The sequence below is a fragment of the Streptomyces sp. NPDC059866 genome (assembly GCF_042731325.1).
GTDB lineage: Bacteria > Actinomycetota > Actinomycetes > Streptomycetales > Streptomycetaceae > Streptomyces > Streptomyces flavusporus.
In genome coordinates this window covers 20,586-43,941 of sequence record NZ_JBHWJT010000022.1, presented here as the reverse complement: position 1 = coordinate 43,941, position 23,356 = coordinate 20,586, and the positions used below count along the sequence as shown (strand labels likewise).

Genomic DNA, 23,356 nt, shown 5'->3' with positions numbered 1-23,356 from the left:
CGCGGTGGCTATCCGGCGCGGAGCGCGGGGAGCGGCCTGGGCGGATGGCCGGCTTTCCGTGTTCGAATGCGGGGGCCGCCGAGTGCGGGGTAGCGTCGCGGGTGTGAAGCTGGTGGTGCAGGTGAAGCTGCTGCCGACGCCCGTGCAGGCGGCGGCACTTGGGGCGACCCTGCACGCCTGCAACGAGGCGGCCACCTGGGTCAGTAGCGTGGCCTTCGAAAATGATGTGAAGAACAACTTCGCGCTGCGCAGGCTCACCTATGACGAGGTGAAGGCGCGGTGGAACCTGGGGGCGCAGGCCGCCCAGCATGTGATCAAGAAGACCTGCGATGCCTACGCGACGCTGAAAGCCAACCTGAGGGCCGGGAACCTCGGGAAACCCGGCTCGAAGCGGTACCGCAGGGCCACCGAGAAGCCGATCGCCTTCCGGCCGGACGGGGCGCAGCCCTACGACGACCGGATGCTGTCCTGGCAGATCACCGAACGCCGGATCTCCATCTGGACCGTGCAGGGCCGGGTCAGGGACGTGGCGTTCACCGCCGCCCCCGAGCAGCTGCCACCCTGGCCCTGTACCGCCGGGGCGAGTCCGACCTGCTCTATCGGGACGGCATGTGGTTGCTGCAGGCCACCTGCGAGATCCCCGAAGCCGAGCAGAACGCCGATCCGGACGGGTTCCTGGGCATCGACCTGGGCATCGTGAACATCGCCACCACCTCGGACGGTCAGACCATGGCCGGGCGCGAGCTCAACCGGGGACGGCTGCGGGAACGCACGCTGCGCACCAAGCTGCAGAAGAAGAACACCCCGTCCGCCCGGCGCCGGCTGAAGAAGCGCAGGCGCAAGGAGGCGCGGCGGGCGCGGGACATCAACCACAAGATCGCGAAGCATGTGGTGGCCGAGGCAGAACGCACCGGACGCGGAATCGCCCTGGAAGACCTCACGGGCATCCGCGAACGGGTACGGCTTCGCAAGCCCCAACGGGCCACCCACTCCAGCTGGTCGTTCGCGCAGCTGGGGGCGTTCATCGCGTACAAGGCCCGCCGGGCGGGGGTACCGGTGGTGTACGTCGATCCGGCGTACACCTCCCGCACCTGCGCCGAGTGCGGCCACATCGACCGGGCGAACCGGGTCTCGCAGGCCTGGTTCGCATGCCGGTCCTGCGGCGTCGTTGCGCACGCGGACCGGAACGGCTCCCGCAACATCCGCGCTCGCGCGGAAGAGTTGTGGCGAAGCGGGGCGCAGTCAACCGCCCCTGTCCCACCACCACGTCAGCGTGGCGGTGGGACTGGACGCAAACGCAGCGTCACCGCCAGTGACGCCCGTTGTGCAAGCCCATCGCTTTAGCGATGGGTAGTTGACCGGTGCGCCTTCTGTAGCGCGCTGGCCTGTCATGTGAGGTGTTCACGGAACCAGGAGAGGGCGGCGGCGCTCGACTGGCCGAACTGGGTGATGTACGGGTCGAAGTGGCCGCCCGGGAGCAACTGCAGCCGCTTGGGTTCGAGCGCCCGTTCGTAGGCGGCGAGTGCCAGGTCGGTGACGGTGACCGTGTCGTTGACAGCGACCACCATCAGCAGCGGTGTCGGGGAGACCCTCGTGATCCAGGTTCCCGGCTCGTACATGCAGGCGGCGCGGGTGGAACGGACCGTGACCTTGTTCTCCCACCCACCCTCGGCCTTCGGCTGCAGGTAGACCCAGCCCCAAGACCCGTACCCTTCCGGGACATCCCGCCACGGCGTCCCGGTCCGGGTCCGCCACCGTATGCCGTCGATCAGCTGCCGTCTAGACCAGCTCGGAGGTCGCCCCGGCTTCTCCCTTTGGGCAGCAGAGGCTCAAGCCGGACCCACTGTGCATCTGTCAGATCTCCACGCATCACAACGTGTGATCATCACCGGCCAAGATCCCCTTTGCAACACACCCCATGGCGCGAAACCACTTCAAACGGTCATTGTGGACACTGGGTCCGTCGACCATAATCCGCGTGTCAGGTTCGAGTCCTGCCTCCGGCATCCTGCCGGAGGCAGGACTCGAACCTGCGATACCGCTGGCCGTCCGCCTCGCTACGTTCGAGTCCCCTCCGGCATCGGGGAGTGGCTCCGGAGACCACGAAAATGCAAGCGCTCGGCCCCAACGCCTCGACCAAGGAAGAGAGCTGACCAGGGTGCTGAGCAGTGGTGGGTACTCGGCCAAGTTGAGGACTGCTTTCGCGGGGGCACTGCTCGTCGCCGGCTTCGCAGTCGCCTCGTGTGACGGCGACAGCGACAAGGGTGACGACGCGAACGGCAAGGTCACGGTCGTCTACGAGGACAACACGATCAAGCCCGTGGACCGGCAGGCCGTAGCGGTGATCCGGAAGTCCCGCGTGCTCGAGCAGGTCGCCGACTGGGTAAACAAGTCGATCGCCCTCCCGCATGACCTGGTCGTGAAAGTCACCGACAAGGTCCCACCGGGGGTTACGGATGCGGTCACCCAGCCCGACGGCAGGACGATCTTTGTGCCCCCGCCGTTCCTGACCCAGATCCAAGGGGTCCTCAGCAACGTGGTCAAGACCGTCGAGCGTCCCGCCCTGTTCCCCCGGGCCAGCTACAACGACGACGACCTGACTGCGCTGTCGACCCAGTTCATCTTCGGTCACGAGATGGGCCATGCTCTGCAGCGTCAGCTTCTGCTTCCGAACCTCGGCCTTGAGGAGGACGCCGCTGACGGGTTCGCGTCGTTCTACACCGTCAACGAGGTGGGACCGGGTCCGTCGTTGGCAGCCGCGATCCTTTTCGACGAGCTCGCCCGCGAGGAGGGCAAGCTGACGCTGGAAGGGCTCTCGAGCGATCACCCCGTCACCCAGCAACGGGTCTTCAACTTCCTTTGCTACCTCGAGGGGAACGACCCGAAGAGGTTCTACGAGCCGCTGGTCGGGGCGGGTTACCTGCCGAAAACCCGCGCCCCACTGTGTCCGCAGGCATGGGCGATGCTGGACTACGGCTGGTGGACCCAACTCCAGCCGCATTTCAGCGGGGCATTCAAGGGCCAGGGCGACAAGACGCAGGAGAACGCACGCGACCATCTGATCGCGGAGACGAAGGCCTTCGCGGAGAAGCTCGACAAGATCCGCAGCGGGCAATGAGCCTTGGGCAGCAGAGGCTCAAGCCGGACCCACTGCGCATCCGTCAGATCTCCACGCACCACAACACATGATCATCACATCACCGATCGAGATCCACTTTCGCAACACGCCCGAGGACCGAGCCCCGTGCGCGGCGTGGGTCCACCTGGGAAAACGCCGGACCCAGGACCCAGGTTCGTGCGGCATAGCTGGGTACCCACGTCGGCGGGTAGGGCCGGGGTCATTGGCCGGCCCGCGACAGGCCCTCCACGGGCTGGGTGACGACGTCCAGGATCGTCTGCCCGAACGCGGTCGGCGCGATCAGCACCCCAGCGTGATCAGAGGACCACGGTCATCTTCTTGTCGAACCGGCTCCGTACTCACGCACGTCCGGCCCGCCCGCGGAGGCCGGCGGAGTGCTCCTCAGGTCGGCCGGCGACTGCAGCTCCGGCGCCGCGCACAAGGTCAGAAGGGCTTGATCAGCGACGAAGCGAGAACCTTCGCCTCGTCGTCGTCGGGGGCCTCGCTCATGCAGATTCGCGCAGTCGCAATTCTGCCCTCACCACCAGTTCGTCGCGGCTGAGCGGTCTGCTTCCGGTCAGCAGCAGCGCGGCCTGTTCGACGGCGAGCGCACCGAGCCCACGCGTGTCCAGGGCCACGGTGGACAGCGGAGGCTCGACGAGCGCTCCGAGCCGGAGGCCGTCGAAGCCGATCACGGCAAGGTCTTGGGGAAGCTGCCGTCCGAGCCGGCGCGCGGCGCGCAACGCTCCAATGGCGATGATGTCGTTGAACGTGAACACGGCGGTCACGTCAGGGTGACTGGTGAGGAGCTCTTTCAGTGCGTTCTCGCCCCCCTCAACGCTCTGCTCTGCACGGCTCACCGATCCGGCGTCCAGTCCGCAGGCGGACATCGCGCCGGTGAACCAGTCGTGGCGGATACTCGGCTCGGACCGGCCTGCGTGATCGAGCATGCCGATGCGCCGATGCCCCGACTCGACCAGATAGCTGATCGCGGCGTGGACCCCTTCCTCGCCGTCGATCCTGATCGAGCTGAACCGCTCGGCGCGGTGCTCCCGGTCGATGAGCACCACTGGGAGCCCTCGGGTCAGTTGGGCGATCTCGTCCTCCGGCTGGCTCAGGTACCCCACTACAGCATCGACCTGAGAGGCGATCACCTCGAGCGTGCCCCGCTCCTCCTCGATGCGGTCACCGGTGTCATACACCACAACGTGCCAGCCACGCGCCCGCGCCGCGTCCAAGGCGGCAGCGGCAACCTCGGTGAAGAACGGGTTGAGCAGATCGGGGATCACGAGCCCGACGCTGATCGTGTCCTGCCGGACGAGCCCCCTGGCGAACCGGCTCGGCCGGTATCCCAGCGCGAGAGCGGCGTCGAGGACGCGCTGCTTGGTGGCGACACCGATCTCGTCCTTGTCGTTGAGCGCCCGTGACACTGTTTGTCGGGACACTCCGGCGGTCCGGGCCACATCGTCGATGGTCACCTTGCGGGGTCCGGTCCCCGACGACGCCATCACTCACCTCCGCGTAGTTGTCGACGCGTCCGCGTCGCAGGGACACCGAGTATGCCCCGGGCTGAAGTTGCGGCCGTTTGCGGGCCCTTGACGATCTCGGCCTTGCACCAGGCGACGGTCCGTGGATGCGCTGCCGCTTTCCAATGAGGTGGCGACGCATTGCCTGAGGCCGCCTCACCGCTGGACTCCCGTGTGACTCAAGAGCCTTGACACTCGACCACACCGAAGCGCACACTCCCAATCGCTTCGCAACAAGCCCGTTACCGCTCCCGTGAGCGCTCACGTTACCGCTCACGGCTCCTCATTCCAACCAGAAGGCATCCGCCTCAGGTGTCAACGTCGACCCGCCCAGCATCGTCGCTAGGCGTTCTCTGGATCGGAAAATATGAGCAGCACAGTCACGCGCACTCGCCTCGCCATCGTCGCCGCGGCAGCCGGCATCGCCATACTCGCCGGGTGCTCGTCGCCCGCTCCGGCCGGTAAGGCATCCGCAGCCTCCTGCGAGCCCGCGAAGGGGAAAGTCACCCTCCAGTACTGGAACACCGTTCCGGGCATGGAGAAGGTCGTCGACCTGTGGAACAAGAAGAATCCGAACATTCAGGTTGAGACGAAGAACATCTCCAACGACCAGTACGGCATCATCGGCAACGCCCTCAAGGCCGGGAAGGCGCCGGACCTCGCTCAGGTCGGCTACGACCAGCTCCCCAACCTGCGCACCCAGGACGCCTTCGTGGACGCCTCTGCCTGCTCGGCAGCCACCGCCACCAAGTCGAAGTTCGTTCCGTGGACCTGGTCACAGACCAGCTTCGGTGACACCGGTGTGTTCGCCCTCCCGCAGGACACCGGCCCCATGGCCCTCTATGTGCGCAGCGACATCTTCAAGAAGTACGGCGTCGCGGTCCCCAAGACCTGGGATGAGTACGCGGCGGCTGCGAAGAAGCTGCACAAGGCGGACTCCGACCTCACCATCACGTACTTCGACCCGAACAACGCCGAGTGGTTCAACGGGCTCCTCTGGCAGAACAACGCCGAGATGTACAGCTACTCCGACGACAAGTGGCACGTCACCGTCGAGTCGGACCAGAGCAAGCAGGTCACGGAGTACTGGCAGAAACTGATCTCCGACAAGCTCGTGCGCACCGACCTCGCGCACGGTTCGACGCAGATGTACGCCGCGTACCAGAAGGACCAGATCGCCAGCTACGTCGGCGCCGCCTGGGGCTACAGCATGTTCCGGGACAACCTGCCCCGGCAGGCCGGCAAGTGGACGATCGTCCCGATGCCGACGTGGGGCGCGAACGGCGCGTCCGGCAACTGGGGCGGATCGACCGTCGCGTTCATGAGGGGCAGCAAGCACCTGTACGAGTCGGTCAAGTTCAACACCTGGCTGAACACCGACCCGGAGGCACTCGCGCTGGAGAACGAGCTGGGCGGCCTCTACCCGGCGGCCAACGCCGGCCTGCAGCTTCCCGCGCTCTCCAAAGGCGTGCCGTACTACAACAACGAGAAGATCTTCGACGTCTTCGCCGCATCGTCCAAGAAGGTCGACACCAGGTTCGCCTGGGGTCCCACGCAGAAGACGGTGAACCTGGCGCTGCAGGACGCGATGGCCAAGGCGGCCGCCGGTGACGGCACGCTCACCGATGCGCTCGCGGCCGCCCAGGCGGCAGCGCTGAAGTCGATGAAGGACCAGGCGATTCCGGCCGCGGCGGGCAAGTGACCGCAGCATGACCGACATTGCAACCCGCGCGACCCGCGTGGTGGAGTCGTCCGTCGGCCGCCACCGTCGTTCCAACGGCGGCGGCCCCCGGGCGGGCACCGTCGCCGCGTTCCTGACCCCTTTCTTCCTCCCCTTCGTGCTGTTCTACCTGGTGCCGGTCGGCTACGCGCTCTGGCAGAGTTTCCGCGTCGTGCGCCGTACCGGCGGCCAGTACGGGACGTCGTACACGACCTTCGGCGGTTTCGAGCAGTACGTGGAGGTGTTCCAGAACAGCGAGTTCTGGGCCAGCATCGGGCGCATCGGGCTGTTCGGCATCGTGCAGGTGCCGGTCATGCTGTTCGTCGCGCTGGTCATGGCGCTGCTGCTGGACACTCCCCTGCTGAGGCTCAAGTCGTTCTTCCGCATCACGGCGTTCATGCCGTACGCCGTGCCCGGTGTCATCGCCGCGATCATGTGGTCGTATCTCTACTCGCCGCAGCTCAGCCCGGTTGTCGACCTTTTGCAGGGCATCGGCCTGGAGCCCGACTTCCTCGGCCCTGGTGCCGTGTTGTGGTCGGCGGCGAACGTCTCCACGTGGCTGTGGACCGGCTACAACATGCTGATCATGTACTCGGCCCTGCAGTCGATTCCGCAGGAGCTCTACGAGGCCGCCAAGATCGACGGTGCGAGCAACTGGACGATCGCATGGCGGATCAAGGTCCCGATCATCGCCCCGTCCATCGTCCTCACCACGGTGTTCTCGATCATCGGCACGCTGCAGCTCTATGCCGAGCCGGCCGTGCTGCGCCAGATCTCCTCCAACATCTCGAGCACGTTCACACCGAACATGCTCGCCTATGCGGTGGCCTCCGGGAACAACTACCAGCAGGCCGCGGCGATCTCCGTGGTCATCGCCGTCATCACCTTCGTCCTGAGCTTCGGCTTCATGCGACTGACCTCGAAGAAGGCCGGGCTATGAGCAACCAACCCGTGACCCGCGAAAGCCGCGTCAGCCGCACGGCCGTCATGGCTTTGATGTCCCTTCTGGCGATCTACTTCCTGCTGCCGGTCTACTTCCTGATCATCGCGGCGACGAAACCGCAGGGCGACCTCGCCTCCACCAACGGGTTGGCGTTCTCGCACTTCAACCTGTTCGAGAATCTGCGCGTCCTGTTCACCCGCAGCGACGGCATCTTCGGCCGGTGGGCCGTCAACACCGTCATCTACGCGGTGCTGGGCGCGGCCGTGGGAACCCTGATCTCCGCGTTGTGCGGCTACGCGCTCGCCAAGTTCCGCTTCCGGGGCCGCGAGTTCCTGTTCTCGGTCATCCTGGGCGGCGTCCTCGTTCCCACCACCGCGCTCGCGCTCCCGCTGTTCCTCCTCTTCTCGGCAACCGGGCTCGTCAACACCTACCTCGCGGTGTTCCTGCCCAGCATCGTCAGCCCGTTCGGCGTCTATCTCGCGCGCATCTTCGCCAACGCCGCCGTCCCCCAGGAGCTCATCGAATCGGCGCGCCTGGACGGCGCGGGTGAGTTCCGCACATTCTTCTCGGTGGCGTTCAAGCTGATGACGCCGGCGCTGGTGACGATCTTCCTGTTCCAATTCGTCGCCATCTGGAACAACTTCTTCCTGCCGATGGTGATGCTGCAGAAGGAGTCGCTCTTCCCCATCACGCTTGGCCTGTACCAGTGGAACGGTCAGACCGCCCGTGCCCCGCTCCTGCAGCAGTCCGTGATCACCGGCTCGCTGGTGTCGATCGTGCCCGTGATCATCGTGTTCATCCTCCTCCAGCGGTTCTGGCGCTCCGGCCTCGCCGCCGGATCCCTCAAGTGACCGCCCACCCTGCCCCCGACCAGCACAGAAGGTCCGTATCACCATGCCCGACTCCGCCGTCTTCGTGCCCCATTTCCACTGGGACCGGGAGTGGTACGAGCCTTTCCAGGTGTTCCGGCACCGGCTCGTCGCCGCCCTCGACACCGTGCTGGAGACGGCCGAGGCGAACCCGGACTTCCGGTTCACCGTCGACGGACAGATGGCCGCGATCGAGGACTACCTGGAGATGCGGCCGGAGAACCGCGACCGTGTCGTGGCCCTGGTCAACGAGGGCCGGCTCGCCATCGGGCCATGGCTGATCCTGCTCGATGAGTTTCTCTGCTCCGGTGAGACCATCGTGCGCAATCTCCAGATGGGATGGGCGGCTGCGGAGGGCCTCGGCGGTGCGATGTCCATCGGGTATCTGCCGGACATGTTCGGCCACATCGCGCAGATGCCGCAGATCTTGGCGCGCGCCGGGATCGAGCATGCGGCGCTGTGGCGCGGGGTGCCCGGCTCCGTCGGCGGTCACGCCTTCCGCTGGCGCGCCCCCGACGGCTCCGAAGTGCGTACCGAGTTCCTCTTCGACGGCTACGACAACGGCCTCGACGTCCTGCTGGTGCCCGACCAGATCGGCCGCGCGCTCGGCGAGTACGCCCGGATGACGGCCGAGCGGTGGGGTGGCGATCCGGTGCTGGCCATGGCGGGCACCGACCACAACGCGCCCGACCCGCAGCTGGCGGCCTGGCTGCGTCGCGCGTCCAGCGAGGAGCGCCCCATCACCATCGCGACGCTCGACGAGTACATCCGCAAGCACGTACATGACGACGTGGACACCGTCGTCACCGGTGAGCTGCGCAGCCATGTGCGCGGCAACATCCTCCCGGGCGTGCTGTCCGTACGGCTCGGGCTCAAGCAGCGGATGGCCGTCGCCGAGCGCACCATCGACCACGCCGAGCGGGTGAACGCCTTGTGGTCCCGGCGCGATGACTCGCCGTTCCTCTCGCTGGCATGGCACAAGATCATCGAGTCGACCGCGCATGATTCGGTGGTCGGCTCGGGCACCGACGAGACCTGCGACCAGGTCGAGGCGCGGCTCGCCGAAGCCGCGCAGGCCGCACGGGCCGTTCGGGACGCGGCCCTCGCCGAGCCCGCCGCCTCGGTGCCGAGCGACGGCTACCTGGTCGCCAACCCGCTGCCGTCGGCGCGTACAGCGCTGGTCGAGGTGGATGTGGTGGCCCCGGCGGAGGGAACCACGCTGGTCGCGACCGCCGCCGACGGATCGGTGCATCCCGTGCAGCTGATCTCCCAGGCCCCGACCGTGCTCAGCGACGAGCGCATGGACGCCTCGCAACTCGAACGGGTGCTGCGCCGTATCCACCGCCGCGAGCTGTTCGGCCTTCTGATCGACCACTACGAACTCACCGCGGGCTCACTCGTCTTCCATCTCGCCGAGGTGCCGGCCAGTGGACCGTTCGACCTGCTGATCCTGCGCCGCGAGGTCGCTGCCGCGGCCGCCGCGCATCCGGGTGAGTGGCAGGTGCGGACGCTGGCGGAGGCCCGGGCCACCGCGCTGGTGCCCGTGCACGTCCCCGCCTGCGGGCTGACGAGTTTCCGGGTCGAAGCGACCGACCGGAACGCCGCCCCGGCGATGCAGTTCGCACCCGCGACGGCGACGGCCGACGCGCTCTCGAACGGGCTGGTCGAGGTCGCGGTCGCCGCCGACGGGACCCTGGACGTGACCGGGGCCGACGGCACCGTCCTGTATGGAGTCGGCCGTCTCGTCGACGGCGGTGACCGCGGCGACAGCTACAACTACGCTCCCCCGGCTCTGGACGTGCTCGTGTCGGAGCCGATCCGGGTCACCGTTGACTTCCTCGAGAGCGGCCCGCTGCGTGCCCGGTTGCGTGTCACCCGCGTCTACGAGTGGCCCGCCGCGCTCTCCTCCGACCGTGATCTGCGCTGCGGCCGGACCGTGCCTACGCCGGTGGAGATGCTGGTGGAAGTGCACGCGGGCGAGCCGTTCGTCCGGGTCTCCACGTCGTTCCTGAACCAATGCGCCGATCACCGGCTGCGCTTCCATCTGCCGCTGCCCGAGCCGGTGGCCAAGTCCGCGTCCGCTGGGCAGTTCGCCGTGACCGAGCGTGGGCTCACCGCCGAAGGCGGCTGGGGTGAGTACCCGATCCCGACCTTTCCCGCGAGTTCGTTCGTGTCGGCCGGCGCCGCCAACGTCCTGCTCGACCACTCCAGTGAGTACGAACTCGTCGACGACGGCTCCGCACTCGCCATCACCCTGCTGCGCGCGATCGGCTCGATCAGCGTCAACATCCATCCCCTCCGCGACGAGCCCGCGGCGAGCGAGCTCCCTGCACCGGGGGCGCAGGATCTCGGCATGCGGATCGAGAACCGTTTCGCCGTGGTGCCCTCGGCGGCCGGCTGGCAGGGTGCGAACGCGATCGCTCTCGCCGAGGAGTTCCGCAACGACGTACTCGTCGCCCGCGGGACCGCGCCCACCACAGGCCACCTGCCCCCCGACGCGAGTGGTGTGCGGGTCGACGGCAATGACGTCCTCGTCTCGAGCATCCGCCGCGTCACCGACAGCGATCGCGGGGTCGGCACCGAGGTCCGGTTGGCCGCGATGAGCGACACCGCGTCGACCGTCTGCGTGACCGGCACGTTCACCGAGGCCACCACGGTCGACCTGCTCGGCCGGCCGCTCTCCCTGACGCCGGTGCGGGACCGGCTCGAACTCGTCCTCGGTCCATGGGAGATCCGAACTGTCGTGCTCCGGTAGCCACCAACAACCCCACGCACAGATCGAGCTTCCCATTTTGCTACCACGAAAGTTGTGACCTCTTGTCCTCCGAGCTCTCCGCGTATGTTTCGGACACCACACCAGGGCGTGGCGCGCTGCGCCCGGCTCGCTCGTGGCTGCACTCCGACGCCCCTTCTCGTTCGCTGAACGGGCTTTGGCGTTTTCGTCTGTCGCCCACGGCGTCGGTGGCGGAGGGCTTTGCGACCGAAGGCTTCGACGACCACGGCTGGGACAGCATCCCCGTGCCCTCCCACTGGGTGCTCCAGGGCGATGGAACCTATGGCCGACCGATCTACACCAACATTCAGTTCCCGTTCCCGATCGACCCGCCGCACGTCCCGGACGAGAACCCCACTGGCGACTACCGCCGTCACTTCGACATGCCCATCGACTGGTCCGATGCCGACCGTGTCGTTCTGCGGTTCGACGGTGTCGAGTCGCTGTTCAAGGTGTGGGTGAACGGCGTCGAGATCGGCAGCGCCAGTGGCAGCCGGCTCGCCCACGAATTCGACGTCACGTCCGTGGTGCGCCCGGGCGACAACGTCGTCGCTGTGCGGGTGCACCAGTGGTCGGCGGCAAGTTACGTCGAAGACCAGGACCAGTGGTGGCTGCCAGGCATCTTCCGCGACGTCACTCTGATGGCCCGGCCGACCGGAGGCATTGAGGACGTCTGGCTGCGCACTGGTTTCGACGACGGGCACGGGCGCATCGACCCGGAGGTCACCGCCGATGCGGCGGCGTTCCCCGTCACCCTGCGCATCGCCGAACTCGGCATCGAGCAGGTCTGGGCGACGGCGGCCGACGTGGCCCCCCTCGACGTCGCCGGCGTGGAGCCCTGGTCGGCCGAGCAGCCGCGCCTGTACGACGCCACCGTGTCAACGGCCGCAGAGAGCATCGCCCTGCGTGTGGGTTTCCGCACGGTCGAGATCCGCGGCGACCGGTTCCTGGTCAACGGCCGTCGCGTGGTGTTCTACGGGGTGAACCGCCACGAGACCCATCCCCGGCGCGGCCGCGTCTTCGACGAGAAGCACGCCCGCGAGGACCTGGCCCGTATGAAGCGGTTCAACGTGAACGCGATCCGCACCAGCCACTACCCACCGCATCCCCGACTGCTCGAACTCGCCGACGAACTCGGATTCTGGGTCGTCCTCGAATGCGATCTCGAGACGCACGGCTTCGACAAGGTCGGCTGGGCCGGCAATCCGAGCGACGACCCGGCGTGGCGCGCGGCATATCTGGACCGCATCCAGCGCACCGTCGAACGCGACAAGAACCATCCCAGCATCGTCATCTGGTCGCTCGGCAACGAAGCGGGAACCGGCAGCAACCTCGCCGCCATGTCGGCGTGGGTTCATGCCCGCGACGCCGGACGCCCCGTGCACTACGAAGGTGACTACACCGGCGAGTACACCGACATCTACTCGCGCATGTACGCGTCGGTGCCGGAGACCGAGCAGATCGGCACCGACGGCGCACGCTCGGCACTGATGAACTGCACTCCCGCACAAAGCACCCGGCAACGCACCAAGCCGTTCCTGCTCTGCGAGTACGCCCACGCGATGGGCAACGGGCCAGGAGCGCTCGACCAGTACGAGGCGCTGGTACATCAGTATCCGCGGCTGCACGGCGGCTTCGTCTGGGAGTGGCGCGATCACGGCATCCTGACCACGGCCCCGGACGGGACGCCGTACTACGCCTACGGCGGCGACTTCGGAGAGGTCGTGCACGACGGCAACTTCGTGATGGACGGCATGCTGTTGAGCAACGACGTCCCGACGCCCAGCCTCCACGAGTACAAGGCAGTTGTACAGCCGGTCCGTTTCGTCTTCGACGGTGACACAGTCGCGATCACGAACCTGCGGCACTCGGCCGATACATCCGACCTGCGCTTCCGCTGGCGCGTCGAGCACGACGGAACACCCGTGGATTCCGGGGACTTGGAGGTCCCCGTCGTCACGGCGGGCGGGTCGTGGTGGGTCCCGCTGCCCCAGATCCCGGTGTCCCCGGACGCCGAAACATGGCTCACGATCGACGCGGTGCTGGCCGCTGGAACCCGTTGGGCACCCGCAGGGCATGTGATCGCAACTGCCCAACTGGACCGTTCCATACGTCGTCCCGTTCCTGCTGTCCGGCTCCGGACCGGTTGGCACCCGGACGAGGGAACGCTGACGCTCGGGATCGCCGAGTTCGCCAACGGATCCCTCGTGCGCCTCGCCGACCGGGCTGTGACGGGTCCGCGGCTGGAATTGTTCCGTGCGCCGACCGACAACGACGAAAGCCCGTCCGACGGAGTCGAGGAGAGCGACGCCAGCATCGCCGGGGTGTCCAACGCCGACCTGTGGCGTCGCGACGGTCTCCACCGGCTGACCACGCGACGCATATCGGTGGAGCGCGCCGCGGAAGCCCTCCGCACCACCGACAAAGTCTCCGCGGCCGACTCCGCCCTGTCGGTGATGGTGGAGTCCGTGTGGTCACTCGTGGACGACGAACTGGAACTGCGCGTGGAGATCGAGCCTTCGAGCGGCTGGCGGACAGTGTGGCCCCGGATCGGGGTCCGTTTCGACCTTCCCGACGGGACGGCTCCCGTCGACGGCGCCGAGTGGTTCGGCCTGGGACCCCTCGAGTCCTACCCCGACAGCCTCCGTGCGGCACGCACGGGCCGTTTCTCCTCCCCCATCGGGGACCTCTCGGTCGACTACGCGCGCCCCCAGGAGACGGGGCACCGCTCTCAACTGCGCCGGCTGACGCTGACGAGTGGCAACATCAAGGTGCTGCACATCGTGGCCATCCCCGACACGCACGGACGCCGCCCCGGCTTCACGCTCAGCCGCCACACCCCCCAGCAGATCGCACAAGCCGGACACCCCTTTGAGCTTCCTGATGCCACGACGAGTCACCTGATCATCGATGCGGCCCAGCACGGGCTTGGCTCACGGGCCTGTGGACCGGATGTGTGGCCCGAGTTCGCGCTTCGCCCTGAATCTCGCACGATCAGGCTTCGCATGGCAGCAGGCTAGTGCCGCGGCAGGCGTACACGGTCCCGGGGATATCCGTGGAGGAGGCGGGCGCCGTCGTCGCATGCCGTTCACCGCCCGCGGGTCTCCTTGCGGATGGCGGGGGGCGACTTCGGTGGCGAGGAGTTCGATGGAGTCGTTGACCATGGCGGCGGGCACGCCGCCGAAGTCGATCTGGCCCATGAAACGGTCAGTGCCCTGGAGTTCGTGTTCCGTGAGGATCTTTTCGATGGCTTCCTGCGGGCTTCCGGCCAAGAGGGCGCCGTACGGGCTGGAGACGGCCGTACGGGTAGAGCGCCTCGCGGGCTCCCTGGGAGGTCCTGCCGACGTAGAAGTGGCTGGTGGGTTCAGCTTCCGTCCGGCGCGAACGTCGAGACGAACGTCCCCGTACCGGAACCGACTTCGTACACGGCCGTTCCGTTCTCCGTACGCAGCAGACGCGCATCGCCGTCGGCGCGGACCGTGCCGGAGCTGACCGGTACGCGTATCTCGGCGGTCGTCCCGGCCGGGACCGTGGTCTCCAGGCGGAAGGCGGAGCCCTCACGCGACCACTTCGTGCGGACCGTTCCGTAGGGTGTGGTGTACGAGCCGGCCGCCGAGGTCAGATCGCCCACCACCGCCGGGGCGATGAGCAGTTCGCGGTAGCCGACGGAGCCCGGACGCTGCTGGATCCCGGCGAGACGGCCGGTGAACCAGGCGTCGATCGCGCCGAGCATGAAGTGGTTCTGCGACTGGCCCGGGCCGCCGTCCCAGGTCTCGCCCAGTGTGGTGTTGCCGGCGAGGACCTGGTAGCCGTAGCTGGGGCTGGTCGTCTGCGTGGCGATCCGGTACACGATGTCGTCGCGGCCCGCCTCGGACAGCACGCGGATCGCCGCGGGCAGCGAGATCTCGCCGAGGATCAGATGGTGGTCCGCGGCCACGACCGACTGCGTGAAGTGGTCGAGCAGCCGGGCCCGTTCGCCTTCGGGCACGGCTCCCATGTCGAGGGCGAGCGCCTGCGCGCCGTGGCCTCCGCCGCCGAAGGTGCCGGTGGCCGGGTCGTAGTACCGGTCCGACAGCGCCTTGGCACTGGTGTCCGCCTTCTGCCGGTAGAGCGCGGCGTCGGCGTCCTCACCGAGCACCTGAGCGATCCGGCTGAGGCCGTCGACGACGCGCCAGTAGCCGTACGTGCCCGCCACCGCGCGCGGGAAGGTGCGGTCGGGGGTGATCCAGTCGCCGAGACCGTAGTCGAGGATGCCGCCGGAGACCTTCTGCTCCAGGAAGGTCACGTACTGCTTCATCCGCGGGTAATAGGTGCGCAGCGTCTCCTCGTCGCCGTAGGTGGTGTACAGCTGCCAGGGCACGAGGACGAAGGCGCCTCCCCAGTTGGCGTCGTTGCGGTACCCGCCGGCGAGTTCGACGTAGTCGGGGACGGTGCTCGGGATCAGGCCCTCGGGTGTCTGCGCGTCGGCCATGTCGCGGACGATCTTCCTCAGGTACGCCCGCATGTCGTAGTTGGCGGCGAGAGTGGGGAAGACGAGCTGGTTCTGCTCCAGCCAGCCGAGCTTCTCGCGGCTGGGGCAGTCGGTGAGGACGCTCATCATGTTGCCCTGCACGGCGCGGCGGACGAGCCCGTGGATGCCGTTGATCAGCTTGTTGGAGCTGGTGAAGCTGCCGGCGGAGGCGTTGTCGGTGTGCAGGACCTTGCCGCGTACGGAGACGGTGGCGCCGGCCGGGAGGCCCTGCAGTTCCAGGTAGCGGAAGCCGTGGTAGCTGAAGGCCGGGTGCCAGGTCTCCGCACGGCCCCCGCCCTTGGCGGTGTAGCTGTCCCACAGGGGCGCGCCGACGTTGCTGATGGACTGGAAGGCGTGGCCGTCCTTCAGGCTCTCGGCGGGCAGGATGCGCACGGTGGTGCCCGCGGGGGCGGTGACGGTGATCTCCGGCCAGCCGGCGATGTTGCGGCCGAGGTCGAAGACGCGGCTGCCCTCGGCGCCCGCCACCTCGGTGCCGTCCAGGGTCTCCATCACCCGGACCGGTTCGGTCTCGCGGGCGCTGAGGACGGCCGGTTCCTCCGCAGTGCCGGGGCGTCCGAGGGCGACGGCCGAAGGCCAGGCGGAGCGGTCGCGTCCGGGCTTGTCCCAGCCGGGAATCTCCCGGCGGGCGTCGTAGTCCTCGCCGCCGTACCAGTTGGACGAGGTCGTCGGGCCGAGGGTGGTGCGCCAGTCCGTGCCGCTGGTGATGCGGCGGACGGTGCCGTCGTCGAGGGTGATCTCCAGCTGGGCGACGAGCTTGGGATCGCTGATGTTGCCGTACAGCTTGCGGTAGCGATCGGCGGTGCTCACCACGTTGGAGATGCCGTTGCCGAGCGCGACGGCGAGGGTGTTGCCGCCGCGCCGCAGCCGCTCGGTGACGTCGTACGTGGCGTACTGCACGCGGTCGCGGAAATCGGTGTTGGCGGGCTCGAGGACGGCGTCCCCGACGGGCTTGCCGTTGATGCGTGCCTCGTGGATGCCGAGCCCCGCCGTGTAGAGGCGGGCGCTGCGGGTGCCCTTGGGGAGGGTGAAGTCCTTGGTGAAGAGGGGGAGGCCGGACGGCAGATAGGGCTTGGGCGCCTGCTGTCCGGTGATCTCCGCCGCCCTGGTCCATGGCCCCTCGGCCGCGCCGGATGTGGACACCGTGTAGTCGACGGGGAAGTGGGGCACCCGGCCGTCCCCGGTGAGAACGTCGGCGCGCGGGTAGAGCAGGACCTGGTCGAAGGACTTGGTCGCCTTGAGATCGAGGGTGAGCGTGACCGGGGACGAGGACACGTCGGGGCCGGTGTGCTTCGGGCTCGTGTAGCCGGCGGCCCGGTCGAGGGCGCTGTTGGTGAGCCCGTCGACGACGAGCGCGGGCTCCCAGATCTTGCGCACGGTCTCGGTCTCGGAGGCGGTGACGGCGGCGCCCTTCGCGTGGTTCACGTCCGGTGCGGCCGAGTCGCGGATCTCGATCTCGCCGAGCTGCAGGCGCCAGGCTCCGTCGAGCGGCAGGCCCAGCTCGGTGACGTCGAGCCGGACGTGACGGGCGGTCGTCCTCGGCAGGGTGACGACGACGGGTTCGAGCTGGTGCTCGCTCAGCCGCCACGCGTTGTGGGTGATCCACTGCGCGGACCAGTCCTGGGCGCGGGTCAGGCCCGTCTCGAAGACGGCGATGTCGCTCCACTGCGAGACGCGGGTTCCGGACCACAGCTGGACGCGCCAGTGGACCCGGTCGCGCGAGCCCAGTGCCCTGCCCGCGTAGACGGCGTGCGGCTCGGCGGAGCGGACCTTTCCGGAGTCCCACAGGTCGGGGTGTCCCTGTTCCAGCTTTTCCCTGCTGGTGGCGGCCTGGACGCGGTAGGCGCTCTGGAGGACGTTCCGGCCGCGGCCGGCCGGCTGCCAGGTCAGGTCGGGGGTGGTGTCGTCGATGCCGAGGGCGCTGCGCAGGTGCTGGGTGCGCAGTGCGGTGGCCCGGGCGCTGCCGCCCTGTGAGGCGGAGGCGGGCAGGGCCGACGGCACGACGGTGACCAGCGCGGTCAGCCCGGTGGCAAGGATCAGCGCAGGTCTGGCGAGTGGACTCATACCGGTCTCCATACGGGATTGCGGGTCAGTGCAGGTCGGCGGTGACGGGGCGGCGCGGGCGCAGGAACACCGGGCCGAGCAGTCCGGAGGGCAGGGGCTTGTTGCGTTCGTTGGAGAGGGTGTTGGAGACGCGCACGGCGATGTGGTTGGTCCCGGGGCGCAGCGCGTCGGTGACGTCGACGACGTAGGGGGTCCACAGGGCGGGCGGCAGGGCCGTGCCGTTGACCGTGACCTGGGCGACCTCGCGGACGGTGCCGAGGTCGAGGTGGAGGCGGCGGCTCTCGAGGGCTGCCGCGTCGAGGGCGATCGCCTTGGTGTAGGTGGCGCTGCCGGAGAAGAGCCGGGCGATGTCGCTCCAGCTGCCGAGCGGGCGTACGACGGGCTGGGCACCGTCCTGGTGGAGGGTGAGGGTCCAGTCGCCGTCGAGCGGGATCGGCTCCAGCGGGTCGGTGACGCGGACGGTGGCGCGGTAGGTGCGCCGGCCGTCGGTGCCGGTGAGGGTGTGGCTGCCGGGGTTCTCGGCCAGGGCCTCGACGCGCAGTGCACCCCGGCGGGCGGTGACGGAGGTGACGGGCAGGCTTCCGGCGTCGGTGAGGTGCGGGGGCTCCGGGGCCGGGTGGCGGAAGACGACGCCCACGGTCCGGTACGGCCCGAGCTTCAACGGCACGGCCACGCCGCCCCGTTGCGCGCGGTACACGGGCGCGGGCACGGCCGTTGCCTCCTCCGGGTCCCACCACTCCGGGGTGCCGCGGGCCGGCAGCGTGGCCCAGGTGTCGACGGGTGTGGCGCTCTCGTTGTTGAACAGGAAGGCGATGTCGCCGCCGCGCGTGGTGCGCAGAACGCGCACGGCGGGCGCCGCCGGCTCCAGGCGTGCCGCAGCGAACTCCCGGGTGACCGCGCCGAGTTCACCGGCGGTCGGCACGCGGAGGGCGCGACGGTGTCCGAACAGGTCGTCCAGGGCGCGCCGCAGGTCGTCGTCACGGCCGTCCGCCTCCCGCTCCGGCAGCGCGCCGACGGCCACCACGGTGCCTCCGGCGCGGGCGAAACGGACCAGGGCGCGGACGGCTTCCGCCTCCAGGACGGGGGTCTCGGGCAGCACCACCAGGTCGTAGCGGGCCCGGCCGACGGCCAGCCGGTCGTCGTGGAGGCGGGCGTGGAGCAGCAGTTCGGGATCGCCGGCGAGCGCTCCCTCGTGGAGGAGGTCGAAGTCGACCTGGGCGCTCTCCAGGGCGTAGGCCGCCGCGGCGAAGGCGTCGTCGACCTCGCCCTGCCGTTGGGTGCCGGTCAGCTGCTCGGCGGCGCGCTGCGGTTGGAGCAGGGCGCCGCGGGCGGCCGAGGTGCCACGGGCGAGCTCCATGACGCGGCCGATCCAGTCGGCGATCGGGCGCATCGCCCACCACCAGGGGGCCCGGGGGCCGAACGGCGGCGGGAAGTAGACCTTGGCCTCGTCGGTCCACAGCGCGTGCAGCACGGTGAGGTTGCAGCCGCGGGTCGCGAACGCGCCGAGCAGCGCGTGCACGAACTCGGGTGCCACCTGCCAGCCCATGTTGCCGAAGGCCTCGATCACCACCCGCTCGCGGCCGGTCTGGTGGGCCACCGACGCCGGGTTGCGCGGGTCCATGGTGGGCTCCCCCGCCACGTACTCGCCGGTGATGACGTCGCCGCCGGGGATCTGCGCCCACTGGTTGGCCTTGTGCAGATCACCGGTGGAGAGGATGCGCTTGGCGGGGCCCGTCTCGTCGTAGAGCGGATTGGTGATCAGCCGGACGCGCCGGTCGGCGTACCAGTGGGCCTGCTTCTCGAAGTACCGGGAGAAGCGGTTGGACACGGCCCGCCAGTAGCGGCCACGCAGGATCTGCCCTGCCGTGCCGAGGTCGTCGAAGCTGCTCGCGTAGGCCTTGCCGGGCTCGGCGCCGACCTCGTGCAGGGCGGCGGCGAGCGTGGGCGACCAGGGCAGCCGCTTGAAGGGGTGCGGCCCGGCGGAGGCGATGAACGGCTCGTCGTCCCAGAAGCCGGGCACGACGGTGCCGAAGTAGCGGCCGAAGCGGCGGTGGTACTCGCCGGGGACCATGTCGAGCATCAGCTCGACCGGTTCGTCGTCGAGCAGGTCGAGGTAGGCGCGCGTGTAGCCCTGGGTGTCGTCGATGAGCGTGGCGCCGCCGAAGAGGTCGATCTGCCAGCGACCCTCGGGCACCTGCCAGGCCCGCCCGGCCGCCAGGTCGCCGGTGAGCTCGACGAGTGCGGCGGCGTCGGCGAGGCCGGCGGGACGCGCGGCCGCGGCGACCGGTGCGGCGGCGGCCGCCGGGATCGTACGGGTGTGGAAGTCACCGGCCGATGCCGGGTCGTCGAAGGCCGTGGCGTAGCGGGGGCTGCCGTCGGCGGCCGTGACGGTCAGGTCCTCCCACAGGGCGCGCTGCCCGTCGACGGCCCGGACGCCGACACCGCCGCGCGGGTACGCGTCGTCGGTGACGGTGCCCTTGTCCTTGCCGTCGAGGGTGACGGAGAGCGTGGCACCGCGGGCGGTGACGGCGAGGGTGTGGAACTTGGTGCGGTTGAAACCGTCGGTGCGGCTGCTCCTGGCGAGCTGCTGCGAACTGCCGCCCGTCAGCCGGGAGATGGTGACGACACCGGTCTGGTCGAACTCCACCGCGTAACCGTCGTCGCCCGATACGGACGCCCTCACGACGAGTCCCACGGACCCGGTCTCCGTCTTGGCGTTACCGATGACGTCGTAATCCGTCCACTCCTCTCCCCCGCGCAGCACGGCGGCCCCGGCGAGCACGGCCGCGTCGGCGACGAGCCGGCCGGAGGCGACCGCGACGCCCGTGGTCTGCCGCAGGTCGACGCGTGCCGGTCCCTCGACGACGGCCGTGGACCGCCACAGGCCCTTCAGCCGCAGCTCGGGGCGCGGGGCGTAGGTGCGGGAGCCGACGGTGCCGCCCTGGGCGACGAGGTAGGCGGCCCGTCCGCTGGGGAAGTGGTTGTCGTTGAAGATCCACACCCGCATGCCGGTGCGTTCGGCCTCCGCCAGCACGTGGCCGACGACGTCGAACCACTCCTCGCTGAAGAAGACGGGCTTCATGTCGGCGTTGTCGTAAGGGAAGAGGACGACCTCGTACATCCCCTTGGCGCGCAGGTCGGCGAGTTGGGTGTCGACGAGCTCGTGGGTGACGGGGCCGTTCCAGTACCAGTAGACGGTGGGGCGGGAGTCGCGGCGGGGGTCGGCGAAGGCGGCGGAGCTGAAGCCGGCGGACCCGGCGGCGGGGGCGGCCAGGGCGGGTGCCGGGAGCGCGCCGCCGATCGCGGCGGCGGCCACTCCGGCGGCGACGACGAAGTTCCGTCTGGACAGCTCGGATTCGGGCGGGGGAAGGGACATGGGCATGGGAGGACTCGCTCCTCAGCGGCAGGAAAAGGGGGAGACGGATTCAGGGGCGGGCCAGGGCGCCGATCTCCGCCGGGGACAGGGCGCGGTTGAGGACCCGAAAGTCGCGGACCGCGCCGTGCAGGTACGGGTGCGTGGCGTTCTGCGAACGCCCCAGGTGGTTCCGGGTGGTGGCGCCGAGCAGCAGCGGGCTCATCACGAGCGCGTCGTTCCGGCCGGCCTCGGCCCCGTCGACGTACAGCGCTCCCCTGCCGCCGCCCGTACGCCCGACGCGGCCGCCGGCGAGCGTGACGGCGACGTGGGTCCAGCGGCCCTGCGGCAGGGGGCCCGGAGCGTCGATGACGTCCTCGCCGTCCATGCCGGAGATCTTCAGGGCAGCGCGGGCGCGGCCCGAGCCGGTGCGCGGGGTGAGGAAGAAGTACGTGCTCTTGTGGAAGCCGAGGTCGAAGACCCGGGCCGAGTTGGTGAGCGTGTCGATCCGCACCCACGCGCTGACGGTCAGCTCGGTCAGTCCGGTGATCAGGCCCGGCGGCAGAGCGACATGGCCGTCGACGCCGTCGAGCCGGACGCCGTCCGGCGTCCACTGCGCGCCCCCGGCGAGGGTCGCGGCCGGGAACGTCCCGGTGGCGTCGGCGCCGTCGCCGTCGAGGGTGAAACGGGCGACCTCGCGCGGTGGGCGCAGGCGCGGGGGCACGGCGAAGTAGACGTTGTAGCGCTGGTGGTGCACCCGGTGGAACGGCAGCAGCGGCACCGCGGCTCCCTCGGCCACGGCCGTGAACTCCAGCTGCTCCCCGCGGACCTTGCGGACCGATGCGGGGTCGAGGGCGGGGATCGTGGGCGACTCGACCTCTCCGTACGCCCCGGCCAGCACCACCGGCCCGTAGGTCACCGCCTGGACGCGCGGGTTGTCGGGTGCGGGGCGGCGGACCAGCTCCATCGGCAGCGTGAGCTCGACGGTGTCACCGGTGCGCCAGTGCCGTTCGAGGACCGCGTAGCGGCCCGGGCGGGCGCCGGTGTCCGTCGTGCGGCCGTTCACCCGTATCGCCGCCCGCCCGGAGAGCCAGCCGGGGATGCGCACCCTCAGCGCGAAGCGGCCGCCTCCCCGGACGACGGTGAGACGGACGGTCTCGGCGTCCGGGTAGCGAGTCTCCTGACGGAGTGTCACGCCGCGTTCGTCCCAGCGGACCTCGGACGGGATGAAGAGGTTGACGTACAAGGCGTCGCGCGTGTGCGCGTAGACGGTGTCGGCGAACTTCGTCTGGGTCTCCAGCGCCGTGCCGTGGTCGCAGGAGAAGTTGTCGTAGTCGCTGCTGTAGCTGCCGGGCGCGGCGCCGAGGCCTCCTTTGGGCTGCCGCTGCGAACCGGCCCACAACCCGGTGTAGTAGGTGACGTAGCCGTGGGCGGAGTCGGGGTCCTGCTCGCCGAGCATCTGGTTGAGCAGGGTCCACTCGTAGTGGTCCATGTAGGCGGCCGTGCCCGGGTCGTGCAGGAAGAGCTGCCGGCCCAGCTTGAGCATGTTGTAGCTGTTGCAGTTCTCGCAGGTGTCCTCGGAGAGCCTGCTGACGATCTCTCCGGGCGGGCCGAAGAACTCCTGGTCGGAGTTGCCGCCGATGACGTACGAGTGGTCGCGCACGACCGTGTGCCAGAAGTACTCGGCGAGCCGCAGGTAGCGCTCGTCGCCGGTGGCCTCGTACTCGTGGACCGCGCCGACGATCTTCGGGATCTCGGTGTTGGCGTGCCGCCCGGCGAGCTCGTCACGACCCGCCGCGAGCGGCCCGAACACCTCCTCGTGGTCGAAGCGGCGTGCGGTGCGCAGAGGGGCCGGGTCTCCCGTGACCTGGTGGAGCCGTGCGAGCACGTCGTTCATGCCGCCGAACTCGACCTTGAGCACCGACTGCATCGTGGCGTACGGCAGCGCGGCAGTGCGCCGCTCCGCCCAGGCGGCCATGGCGCGCAGCACGTTCAGCGCCTGTGCACTGCCGATGAGTTGGTGGCAGTCGAGCAGCCCGGCCATGATCTTGTGGATCGTGTAGTACGGCGCCCAGGGCTTGCCCCCGGCCTCCAGCTGGTCGAAGACCTGCTCGGGGAAGGCGGAGAGGTAGCCGGGCCCGTATCCGGCGGCGGGCGAGGCCGCCTGGCACTCGGCGAGCGAGGCGACGATCCGGCGGGCCTTGGCGGCGTAGGCCTCGTCGCCGGTATTGGCGTGGGCGATGGACAGACCGGAGAGCAGATGCCCCGTGGTGTGGCCGCGCAGCAGCACCGTCGGCGACTCCCAGCCGCCGCAGGGCTCGGCCGCGGAGGGCAGGCCGACGTTGGTGCGGAAGGTGTGCAGCAGCCGGTCGGGGTCGACGGCGAGCAGATAGGCGCGGTGCGGCGCATGTTGGCGCGAAACGGGCTGTCGAGGAGCGTGATGGCGCTCAGCGGGAACGGGGA

Annotated in this window: 11 protein-coding genes and 1 pseudogene; 7 read left to right on the top strand and 5 right to left on the bottom strand. The window is 69.3% G+C overall.

The window, feature by feature from the left end; translation table 11 throughout:
• Positions 1 to 103: 103 nt before the first annotated feature.
• A pseudogene (locus ACFV7R_RS30700) lies at positions 104 to 1,344 on the top strand (RNA-guided endonuclease InsQ/TnpB family protein).
• Positions 1,345 to 1,388: 44 nt separating this feature from the next.
• Here the strand turns inward: ACFV7R_RS30700 and ACFV7R_RS30695 are convergent.
• Positions 1,389 to 1,619 carry a hypothetical protein gene (locus ACFV7R_RS30695; protein ID WP_385269242.1) on the bottom strand — a complete coding sequence of 77 codons (231 nt, stop codon included), beginning with the start codon at positions 1,617 to 1,619 and terminating at the stop codon, positions 1,389 to 1,391.
• A 701-nt stretch (positions 1,620 to 2,320) separates the two neighbouring features.
• Here ACFV7R_RS30695 and ACFV7R_RS30690 point away from each other — a divergent pair.
• Complete coding sequence (locus ACFV7R_RS30690; protein WP_385269240.1) at positions 2,321 to 3,118, top strand: DUF4344 domain-containing metallopeptidase; 798 nt, start codon at positions 2,321 to 2,323, stop codon at positions 3,116 to 3,118.
• A gap of 506 nt (positions 3,119 to 3,624) precedes the next feature.
• Here the strand turns inward: ACFV7R_RS30690 and ACFV7R_RS30685 are convergent.
• Positions 3,625 to 4,626, bottom strand: coding sequence for a LacI family DNA-binding transcriptional regulator (locus ACFV7R_RS30685; RefSeq protein WP_385269238.1), 1,002 nt, complete (start codon positions 4,624 to 4,626; stop codon positions 3,625 to 3,627).
• Positions 4,627 to 5,011: 385 nt separating this feature from the next.
• Between ACFV7R_RS30685 and ACFV7R_RS30680 the strand changes: the two genes are divergently transcribed.
• The 5 genes from ACFV7R_RS30680 to ACFV7R_RS30660 all read left to right on the top strand — a co-directional run bounded on the left by ACFV7R_RS30680 (position 5,012) and on the right by ACFV7R_RS30660 (position 13,969).
• Positions 5,012 to 6,346, top strand: coding sequence for an ABC transporter substrate-binding protein (locus ACFV7R_RS30680; RefSeq protein ID WP_385269236.1), 1,335 nt, complete (start codon positions 5,012 to 5,014; stop codon positions 6,344 to 6,346).
• Between the two features lie 7 nt (positions 6,347 to 6,353).
• Positions 6,354 to 7,304 (top strand): carbohydrate ABC transporter permease, encoded by a 951-nt coding sequence (locus ACFV7R_RS30675; RefSeq protein ID WP_385269234.1) that lies wholly within the window; start codon positions 6,354 to 6,356, stop codon positions 7,302 to 7,304.
• Positions 7,301 to 8,158, top strand: a complete 858-nt coding sequence (locus tag ACFV7R_RS30670; protein ID WP_385269232.1) for a carbohydrate ABC transporter permease — start codon at positions 7,301 to 7,303, stop codon at positions 8,156 to 8,158. The genes ACFV7R_RS30675 and ACFV7R_RS30670 overlap by 4 nt, the downstream gene beginning before the upstream one ends.
• Positions 8,159 to 8,201: 43 nt before the next feature.
• Complete coding sequence (locus tag ACFV7R_RS30665) at positions 8,202 to 10,931, top strand: alpha-mannosidase (RefSeq protein WP_385269230.1); 2,730 nt, start codon at positions 8,202 to 8,204, stop codon at positions 10,929 to 10,931.
• A 62-nt stretch (positions 10,932 to 10,993) separates the two neighbouring features.
• Positions 10,994 to 13,969, top strand: a complete 2,976-nt coding sequence (locus tag ACFV7R_RS30660) for a glycoside hydrolase family 2 TIM barrel-domain containing protein (RefSeq protein WP_385269228.1) — start codon at positions 10,994 to 10,996, stop codon at positions 13,967 to 13,969.
• 344 nt (positions 13,970 to 14,313) lie between these two features.
• Here ACFV7R_RS30660 and ACFV7R_RS30655 read toward each other — a convergent pair whose 3' ends face one another.
• From ACFV7R_RS30655 to ACFV7R_RS30645, 3 genes are read right to left on the bottom strand one after another with little or no spacing between them, the layout of a single operon-like run.
• Positions 14,314 to 17,541 (bottom strand): family 78 glycoside hydrolase catalytic domain, encoded by a 3,228-nt coding sequence (locus ACFV7R_RS30655; RefSeq protein WP_385269226.1) that lies wholly within the window; start codon positions 17,539 to 17,541, stop codon positions 14,314 to 14,316.
• Positions 17,542 to 17,566: 25 nt separating this feature from the next.
• Positions 17,567 to 20,923 carry a glycosylhydrolase-like jelly roll fold domain-containing protein gene (locus tag ACFV7R_RS30650; protein WP_385269224.1) on the bottom strand — a complete coding sequence of 1,119 codons (3,357 nt, stop codon included), beginning with the start codon at positions 20,921 to 20,923 and terminating at the stop codon, positions 17,567 to 17,569.
• A 43-nt stretch (positions 20,924 to 20,966) separates the two neighbouring features.
• Positions 20,967 to 23,255, bottom strand: a complete 2,289-nt coding sequence (locus ACFV7R_RS30645) for a beta-L-arabinofuranosidase domain-containing protein (RefSeq protein ID WP_385269439.1) — start codon at positions 23,253 to 23,255, stop codon at positions 20,967 to 20,969.
• Positions 23,256 to 23,356 lie beyond the last annotated feature (101 nt).